Source organism: Roseibium sp. (genome assembly GCF_050301095.1).
Classification (GTDB): domain Bacteria; phylum Pseudomonadota; class Alphaproteobacteria; order Rhizobiales; family Stappiaceae; genus Roseibium.
In genome coordinates, this window is sequence record NZ_JBNKYW010000153.1 from 1 (window position 1) to 8,473 (window position 8,473).

Genomic DNA, 8,473 nt, shown 5'->3' on the forward strand with positions numbered 1-8,473 from the left:
CGCTACGGCATTGTAAACAAATGGTTAACAATTTTTGGGGGATTTGAAGGTTTTACAATGTAACTACTTACGGTTTTAAAGCTTATGGTTGCGATTTATTTTGTGGTAATCGGTCGAGGCTTTGGTGTTGGGGCGTGGCTCGCTCAAGCAGGGCGACATGGCGCGGGCCGCATTTTATGCCAACTTCGCTTGGACATCGATTTGAAACCGGAGAAATGAAAGAGGATGATTTGTGTGAAAACCGGCCGAACACCGGTGCCGGGCTGGTTCCTTCAGGGGAACAGGCGGGCCCGGCACCTTTGTTTTGTTGTCGGCAGAAGAGGGAATGTCAGTAGCAGCGTCCGACGCTGGTATATTCGAAACCCTTCGCCGCCATGTAGTCCGGCGTGTAAATGTTTCGAAGGTCGACGACCTTGGGTGCGCTCAGCAGGGATTTTACACGGTCGAGATCAAGGGCGCGGAACTGGTCCCACTCGGTCACGATCACAACCACATCGGCGTTTTCAATCGCGTGATATGGACCGTCGCAAAACAGAACACCCGACATGACCTTGCCGGCTTCTTCCATGCCGGCCGGGTCGTAGGCTCTGATCCTGGCACCAGCCGCCTGAAGCTTCTCAACAATGTCGATGCTCGGCGCCTCGCGCATGTCGTCGGTGTTCGGCTTGAAGGCAAGTCCGAGCAGGGCCACGGTCTTGCCGGCGACGTTGCCGCCCATGAAGTCGATGACCTTGTCTGCCATCTTTTTCTTCCGGGCAGAATTCACCTCGATTACGGAATCCACGATCTTCAGGTCCGACTGGGCGTCGGCCGCGATCTTGGAGAGTGCGAGCGTGTCCTTGGGAAAGCAGGAACCGCCATAGCCGGGACCTGCATGGAGGAACTTTGATCCGATGCGGTTGTCGAGGCCAATGCCTCTGGAAACTTCCTGGACGTTTGCACCAACCTTTTCGCAAAGATCGGCGATCTCGTTGATGAAGGTGATCTTGACCGCCAGAAAGGCGTTCGCAGCGTATTTAATGAGTTCGGACGTGCGGCGTTTCGTGACGATGATAGGCGTCTCGTTGAGGTAGAGCGGACGGTACAGCTCCTGCATGACACCAACGGCGCGTTCGTCTTCAGTCCCGACAACCACGCGGTCCGGCCGCTTGAAATCGTTGATAGCCGCGCCTTCGCGCAGGAATTCCGGATTTGAGACGACTGCGAAGTCGGCGTCGGGCCGCACCTTGCGAATAATCGCCTCCACTTCGTCGCCGGTGCCGACCGGAACCGTCGATTTGGTGACGACCACGGTAAAGCCTTCGATCAATCCGGCGATTTCTTCGGCCGCCGCATAGACGTAGGAAAGGTCCGCGTGTCCGTCACCGCGCCGTGTGGGGGTACCGACGGCAATGAAAACTGCGTCGGCCTTCCGGATCGCTTCGGCCGGATCGGTGGTGAAGAAGAGCCGTTCTTCGGCAACGTTCTTGGCGACGAGTTCCTGCAGGCCGGGCTCGTAAATCGGAATACGGCCGTTGTTGAGGGCGTCGATCTTTGTTTCGTCCTTGTCAATGCAGGTCACGACATGGCCGAAGTCGGCAAAACATGTCCCGGATACCAGACCGACGTAACCGGTCCCAATCATAGCAACGCGCATTTCAATATTCCTGTTTCCGAGGTCCATGCCGGCCGGATGCCGGTTACCTCACTGCAGTCCAAGGTGCGTCCCGCATACATGCTGTGGCACAAAAACGCTAGACCCGAGCAGGCCCCGGTTCCGGAGTTTGTGCGCAAATCAGGTATTCGAAGCCGACCGTTGCAGTTGGACGACACCCGGACCTGTGCAGGAAGGTTGGAACAGAAGAAGGCCGCCGCCAGATCAATGCCGTCCGTACCCTGAAGATCCGCAGTATTACTGCCAAAATTACGCATATGTATTAAAAATGAAACCTGTATGACAATTGAATGACCGGTCCCGAGAGTCTGAAGCGGTGAGCATCTCTACTGCCAACATTGGGGGGGATTGCGAAGAAAATGAAGTTTCGGTCGGAAGCTGGCAATGCATTCGATGTGACCGGTCTTGCGGATATCGTCAGCCGCTTTTCGGTATTGACCGCATTGCAGAGAGGTCTGGCACTGACCCTTCCTCTGGTCATGGTCGGTGCTCTGGCGCTCCTGTTGCTCTATCCTCCGTTTCCGCAACTCAAGGATCTGCTGAGTTCGACATTCGGACCGCAGTTCGATCCGGTGCTGAGAATACTGGTCTCGTCGACCTTCGGCATCGCTGCGCTGCTTGCACTCTCAGGCTATGCGTTTGTCTACACAAACCTGGTCAACAGGCGCGAAAAGACACCGATTGTAAGTCCCGTACTGACGATCATGGTGGCGGCGACCTGCTTTTTCGTTCTCGTGGCACCGACCGATCAACCGACCCTGATGGCCGCAATCTCTTTGAGTTTCGGCCTGCCCGTGGCACTTCTGGTGGCGATTACGTCAACAGAAGTATTTTTGCGCCTTGCCAGGGTACCTGCCTTGCGCATCAGTTCGAAGGCTGTCGGACACGATGGCTTGATCGGTGACATCTTCACGGTCATGCCGGCCGCGATTGTCACCATCGTACTTTTTGCGATCGTCAAGGCGGTTTTGCTCACAGCCGGGTCCACCGACACGGTTGCCGACCTCAATGGTACTCTCGCGAAAGCCCTGTCTTCGGGTGAAGACAACCTGAGTTTCGGATTGACGTACATCATCACGTCTCAGGTTTTCTGGTTGTTCGGCATCCACGGCCCGAATGTGCTTCAGGCCGTTCAGGACATTCAAACGGCGCCCGCAAGCGTTGCCAACCAGCTTGCCGTCGCACAGGGCCAGGTTCCCGAATTTATCTTTACGTCGCAATTCTTCGATCTGATCCATATGGGCGGGTCCGGGGCCACCATCGGCCTGGTGATAGCCATGCTTCTTCTGAGCAAGTCCCCCAGCACAAAAAGTTTCGCATTGCTTACGGCCCTGCCGGCGCTCTGCAACGTGAACGAGCCGCTGCTTTACGGGCTTCCCATCGTGCTCAACCCCATTTTCGCTGTGCCGTTCCTTCTGGTGCCGGTCACAAACACAGTCCTGATGTACTTGGCCATCCGGTTCGGCTTCATGCCTCCGACCGGCTACGAGGTGGCCTGGACGACGCCCGCGATCATCAATGGCTATGCGGTGACCGGCTCCGTCAACGGGGCACTGACCCAGATGCTGTGTCTTGCTGTGAGCATCGGTCTTTATGCGCCATTCGTACGCCTTTCGGAACGGGTGTCCAACCTGAAGGCGGAAGCGTCATTGCAAGGCCTGTTAAAGGTGTGTGAACAGGATGGTGGCCGCTATCTCAGCAGGCGTCTTCTGACACGCACGGGAGACAAAGGCCGCCTGGCACTGGCACTCGCCGGTGATTTGGAAATCGCGGTGAAAAGAAAAGCACAGCTCTTCCTGGAATATCAGCCTCAGGTCTGTCAGAGGATCCGGCGGGTGTTTGGAGCCGAGGCGTTGCTGCGCTGGGATCATCCGGCCTATGGACGGGTGCCGCCACCGGTCATCATCCAGATTGCCGAGGAACTCGGCATCATGCCGGATCTTGGAGAGTATGTTCTGGAGATGGCCTGTGCACAGCGCAAGGGCTGGCAAGAGAGTGTTCCGGGTGAATTCGCAATTTCCGTCAATGTCGCGCCGGCCCAGATCCTGGCCGGATCGCTAGACAGGATCGTCTTCGATGGCCTCGCCAGACATGCTTTGCCGACCCATGCCATAAAGCTGGAAATCACGGAATCAACACTGCTGATACCGGACGACAACGCAATAGCCTCGCTGGAACGCCTGCGTGAACGCGGCGTGCGGATTGCCCTGGACGATTTCGGAATGGGGCACACGTCCTTGAGATACCTGAAAGCTCTGCCGCTGGATGAGGTCAAGATCGACAGAACGCTGACCTTGTCCGGTAATCGTGAGGTCAGCGAGCATATTATCGGCTCGATTCTGGACCTCGGTCGCAGCCTGGCGTTCGCAACGATCGTGGAAGGGGTGGAAACGGAGGACCAGCTTGCGCGGCTACAGCGCCTGGGTTGCACCCGCTTTCAGGGGTACCATTTTGCGAGACCCGGGCCGCCGGAAGCTTGCCTGCGCTATGTCCGCGACCTGGCGGAAAAAGCGGAAAGGGCGGCATAGCTCCTCAGCCGGGTTCCCGTGCCTCCTGTGCCCTCGACATCGAAAGTCATTTCGCAGCAATGCCACACCACTCGGCGGCGAAAAGAGCAATCGTCTTGGTGACCCTTTTGAGCGAGGGAAGGTTCACGCATTCATCGATGCCGTGAATGTTCCGCGTGACCGGACCGTAGGTGAGGGCCGGGATGCCGCAATGGTTCATGTATAGAGCCGCATCCAGGTAACAGGCCATGATGGACCGTTTCAGAGGGGATCCGGAAATTCTCTGGTGAGACCTTGCCAGAACCGTCTCGGCCGCTGTGCCCTCTTCCAGCCTGTAACCTGCCTGACAGGTGCCGATCCATTCCAGCCGTGGATTGGCGCGGGCAAGGCGCGGATCCTTCGATCCGAGCGCCTGAAGCATCCGCTCGAGACTTGCCATCCGGTCCGCAGGCACGTCGCCGGGATAAAAACCGATCCGGCCCTCGAAACTGCATTCGAAGGGGATGGAGGCCGGCCATTCTCCGCCGTTTATGGTGCCGATATTGAGGCTCGCCGGGTTCGAAAGCCGGTCGAAACCCGGATGCTTTTCCTTTTCCGCGGTCCATTGCGCCTCCAGGGCTTTCAGTTCTCCGATGACCAGAAACGCCGCATCAATGGCGCTGAGTCCGGACTCCGGTTCGCGCGGATGAGCGGGCACGCCCTGTACCAAGATCCGGAACTTGATGACGCCGGAATTGGCGAAGATGACGTCTTCGTCGGTGGGTTCGGGAATGAGGACAGCGTCAGCCCTGGCCCCGCGCAGGATGGCTGCTGCCGTGCCGTTGCCGGTCACTTCCTCGTCAATGACGGATTGAAACTCCAGGGGGGCCTGGAGTTCAAAGCCGGCCGCTTCGATAGCGTCGATTGCATAGAGATTGGCCGCAAGGCCCGCCTTCATGTCGCCGGCACCCCGGCCAAATAGCCAGTCTCCCTGCCGGACGGCCTCGAAGGGCGGATTGGACCAATAGGCGGGATTGGCCGTCGGCACGACATCCACATGCGCGTTCAGGATCAGGGAGCGTCCTGTGGAAGAGGCGGGCAGTTTACGGCCACTGACGTTGAAGGTATTCGCGTAATCGATCGTCGCGGGAGAATACGCCGGATGATCACACAGCGTGGTGACATCGACCGGATAGGTCTCCACGTCGTAGTGCCGGTCGACAAGCGCCGACTGGACAATTCGTTGCACTGCTGCTTCCCCGCCCCGCAGGGAGCGTGCCCGGACAATCTGCTGCAGGAAGGAAACTTCCTTTTCGAAATTCGCCTCTACGGCGTTCTGAATTGCGGTGGCGGCGTCATCGGAGATCGACGTTGGCATGGCTGTCCGTTCTGGATTGAAACGAGTGAGGCGTGAGTGTTGCCTGCACCCTATCAATCAGGCCGCGCCCGTCAAACCGTCAGATACCGCCTGACTTCCGTTTCCGACAGATCCTCGCCGCGCCCGGCTATAACGATTTCACCCCGGTCCATTACCGCATAGTCGTCGGCAAGGTCGCGGGCGAACTCGAAATATTGCTCCACGAGGACGATCGCCATAGTACCCTGGTCACGCAGCCAGGAGATGGCCCGGCCGATATCCTTGATGATCGAGGGCTGGATGCCCTCCGTCGGCTCGTCCAGGACGAGGAGTTTCGGCCGTGTGACCAGCGCCCGGGCAATGGCAAGCTGCTGCTGCTGACCGCCGGAGAGGTCACCGCCACGCCGGGACAGCATGTCTTTCAGAACCGGAAACAGCTCGAAGATGGTATCCGGGATGAACCGGTCCTTGCGGGCAATCGGCGCATAACCGGTTTCAAGGTTCTCCTTCACCGAGAGCAGTGGAAAGATCTCGCGACCCTGTGGTACGACCGCAATGCCTTTCCTGGCGCGCGCATGGGCTGCCAGCGAGGAGATGTCCTCACCGTCCCACAGGATCCTGCCGGCGCTGATGCCGTGCTGACCGGCGACCGCGCGCAAGGTAGATGTCTTGCCGACGCCGTTCCGGCCCATGAGGCAGGTCACCTTGCCGGTTTCCGCCGTCAGCCAGACGCCTTTCAGCGCCTGGGCGGCGCCGTAGTGGAGATCTATGTTTTCAACTTGCAGCATGATTTTCACCCCATGACGGTGGCCAAAACGAATTTGGGTCTCTTGTCATCCCGGTTTGGCCAAGGGCCAAGACCGGGATCCGGTAGCCACCGCGGTGCGAGGAAACGCAAAGACCTGTGATTACCGGATCCCTGCCTTCGCAGGGATGACAATTCACGAAATCACATCATCTTCCGAGATAAACCTCCACGACACGCTCATTGGCTGAGACATGGTCGAGGGAGCCTTCGGCCAGTACTGATCCTTCGTGGAGAACCGTAACCTTGACACCCAGGGAACGCACAAACACCATGTCGTGCTCGACCACGACGACCGAGTGATCATTGGCAATATCCTTCAGAAGTTCCGCGGTTTCCGCCGTCTCGGCATCCGTCATTCCGGCGGCGGGTTCGTCGACCAGCAGGAGTTTGGGATCCTGGGCGAGCAGCATGCCGATTTCCAGCCATTGTTTCTGTCCGTGGCTGAGGTTCGCGGCGAGTTCGCCGCGCTTGGAGCCGAGACGGATCAAATCCAGCAGGTAGTCGATCCGTTTCTTTTCGGCGCCTGAAATAACGTGGAACAACGTCGCGAACGGCCCGCGCGGCGCCTTCAGAGCCAGTTCCAGATTGTCCCACACCGTATGGCTTTCGAAGACCGTCGGTTTCTGGAACTTGCGACCGATGCCGAGTTCGGCGATCGAGGCCTCGTCTTCACCGGTGAGATCCACCGTGCCGTTGAAATAAACCTCCCCGCTGTCAGGGCGCGTCTTGCCGGTGATGACATCCATCATGGTTGTTTTGCCGGCACCGTTCGGGCCGATGATGGCCCGCATTTCACCGGGAGCAATTGTCAGCGACAATTCGTTCAGGGCCTTGAAACCGTCGAAGGAAACCGAAACGCCGTCGAGATAAAGGAGGCTGGTTGATCTGGCCATGTCTCTACTCCGCTGGCTGGGGTTCTGCGTCCGGAAGGGACGGTTCCGGGGTTCTGGCCTGCGCTCCAGTCATCGCGACATTGGATCTTGCGCCAGGAGACTGAGGTGCCTTGCCGGGCGGTTCGTCGGAGCCCGCCTCGAAGGCTTCGGAGACTTTTCGCTGGCGCAGGGCGGTCCAGCCGCTGCCCAGGGTGCCGACAATGCCTTTCGGCAGGAACAGCGTGACGACGACGAACAGCCCTCCGAGAGCGAAAAGCCAGATGTCGGGCAGGGCCGCGGTGAACCAGGTCTTGGCGAAGTTGACGAGCACGGCTCCCAGCACCGCGCCGACCAGCGTTCCGCGCCCGCCGACGGCGACCCAGATGACCACCTCGATCGAGTTGGCCGGTGCGAATTCGCCCGGGTTGATGATCCCGACCTGGGGCACGTAAAGCGCCCCGGCGATGCCTGCCATCATGGCCGAAAGCGTCCAGACGAAGAGCTTGTAGTGCTCCACCCGGTAGCCCAGGAAGCGCGTCCGGCTTTCAGCATCGCGCACCGCGATCAGCACCTTGCCGAGTTTGGAGCGGGTCACGGTCCGGCAGATCAGGAAACACACGACCAGCGCCAGGCCCGAGGCTGCAAACAGGCCGGCGCGGGTCGTGTCGGCCTGAATGTCAAAGCCAAGAATGTCCTTGAAATCGGTCAGGCCGTTGTTGCCGCCAAAGCCCATGTCATTGCGGAAGAAGGCGAGCAGCAGGGCATAGGTCAGTGCCTGGGTGATGATCGACAGATAGACGCCGGTAACGCGCGAGCGGAAGGCGAACCAGCCGAAGACGAAGGCGAGCACACCCGGCACCAGCAGCACCATCAGGGCCGCGAACCAGAACATGTCGAAGCCGGTCCAGTACCAGGGCAGTTCCGGCCAGTTGAGGAACACCATGAAGTCCGGCAGGACCGGGTCGCCATAGACGCCGCGCGTGCCGATCTGGCGCATCAGATACATGCCCATGGCATAGCCGCCGAGCGCAAAGAAGGCGCCGTGGCCAAGCGAGAGAATGCCGCAATAGCCCCAAACCAGATTGAGCGAAACGGCGAGCATGGCGTAGCACAGGAATTTGCCGAGCAGCGCTACGATATGATCCGGCACATGAAACGCGCTTGCCGGCGTTGTCGTCAGATTGGCCAGCACGATAAGAACGGCTGCCCCCAGAATGACGGCGATCGACAGAAAAGTGCCGCGCCCGATATGGGAGAGCGAAAACAGGTTCATCATGTTTCCACTGCCCGGCCCTT

General features: G+C 59.0%; 6 protein-coding genes. 1 reads left to right on the forward strand and 5 read right to left on the reverse strand.

Annotation, left to right across the window (positions count from 1 at the left end; genetic code table 11):
* Nucleotides 1-328 precede the first annotated feature (328 nt).
* Nucleotides 329-1,636: a UDP-glucose dehydrogenase family protein gene (locus tag ACQY7U_RS13890; protein ID WP_428645373.1), complete on the reverse strand. Its 1,308-nt coding sequence runs from the start codon at nt 1,634-1,636 to the stop codon at nt 329-331.
* A gap of 377 nt (nt 1,637-2,013) precedes the next feature.
* Between ACQY7U_RS13890 and ACQY7U_RS13895 the strand changes: the two genes are divergently transcribed.
* On the forward strand, nt 2,014-4,182 hold the full coding sequence (locus ACQY7U_RS13895; protein ID WP_428645375.1) for an EAL domain-containing protein: 2,169 nt from the start codon (nt 2,014-2,016) through the stop codon (nt 4,180-4,182).
* Between the two features lie 46 nt (nt 4,183-4,228).
* Here the strand turns inward: ACQY7U_RS13895 and ACQY7U_RS13900 are convergent, their stop codons facing one another.
* The 4 genes from ACQY7U_RS13900 to urtC form a co-directional block, all read right to left on the reverse strand.
* The gene (locus ACQY7U_RS13900) at nt 4,229-5,518 is read right to left on the reverse strand and encodes an ArgE/DapE family deacylase (RefSeq protein WP_428645376.1); all 1,290 of its coding nucleotides are present in this window, start codon (nt 5,516-5,518) and stop codon (nt 4,229-4,231) included.
* A gap of 71 nt (nt 5,519-5,589) precedes the next feature.
* A complete protein-coding gene (gene urtE, locus ACQY7U_RS13905) occupies nt 5,590-6,285 on the reverse strand; it encodes an urea ABC transporter ATP-binding subunit UrtE (RefSeq protein WP_428645378.1) in 696 nt (231 codons plus the stop codon).
* A 166-nt stretch (nt 6,286-6,451) separates the two neighbouring features.
* Nucleotides 6,452-7,198, reverse strand: coding sequence for an urea ABC transporter ATP-binding protein UrtD (gene urtD / locus ACQY7U_RS13910; RefSeq protein WP_428645380.1), 747 nt, complete (start codon nt 7,196-7,198; stop codon nt 6,452-6,454).
* A 4-nt stretch (nt 7,199-7,202) separates the two neighbouring features.
* Nucleotides 7,203-8,453 carry an urea ABC transporter permease subunit UrtC gene (urtC, locus tag ACQY7U_RS13915; RefSeq protein ID WP_428645381.1) on the reverse strand — a complete coding sequence of 417 codons (1,251 nt, stop codon included), beginning with the start codon at nt 8,451-8,453 and terminating at the stop codon, nt 7,203-7,205.
* Nucleotides 8,454-8,473 lie beyond the last annotated feature (20 nt).

Coding starts and splice junctions, on each gene's coding strand:
- ACQY7U_RS13890 (WP_428645373.1), bottom strand. CDS start 1,636: ATGCGCGTTGCTATGATTGGGACCGGTTACGTCGGTCTGGTATCCGGG.
- ACQY7U_RS13895 (WP_428645375.1), top strand. CDS start 2,014: ATGAAGTTTCGGTCGGAAGCTGGCAATGCATTCGATGTGACCGGTCTT.
- ACQY7U_RS13900 (WP_428645376.1), bottom strand. CDS start 5,518: ATGCCAACGTCGATCTCCGATGACGCCGCCACCGCAATTCAGAACGCC.
- urtE (WP_428645378.1), bottom strand. CDS start 6,285: ATGCTGCAAGTTGAAAACATAGATCTCCACTACGGCGCCGCCCAGGCG.
- urtD (WP_428645380.1), bottom strand. CDS start 7,198: ATGGCCAGATCAACCAGCCTCCTTTATCTCGACGGCGTTTCGGTTTCC.
- urtC (WP_428645381.1), bottom strand. CDS start 8,453: ATGATGAACCTGTTTTCGCTCTCCCATATCGGGCGCGGCACTTTTCTG.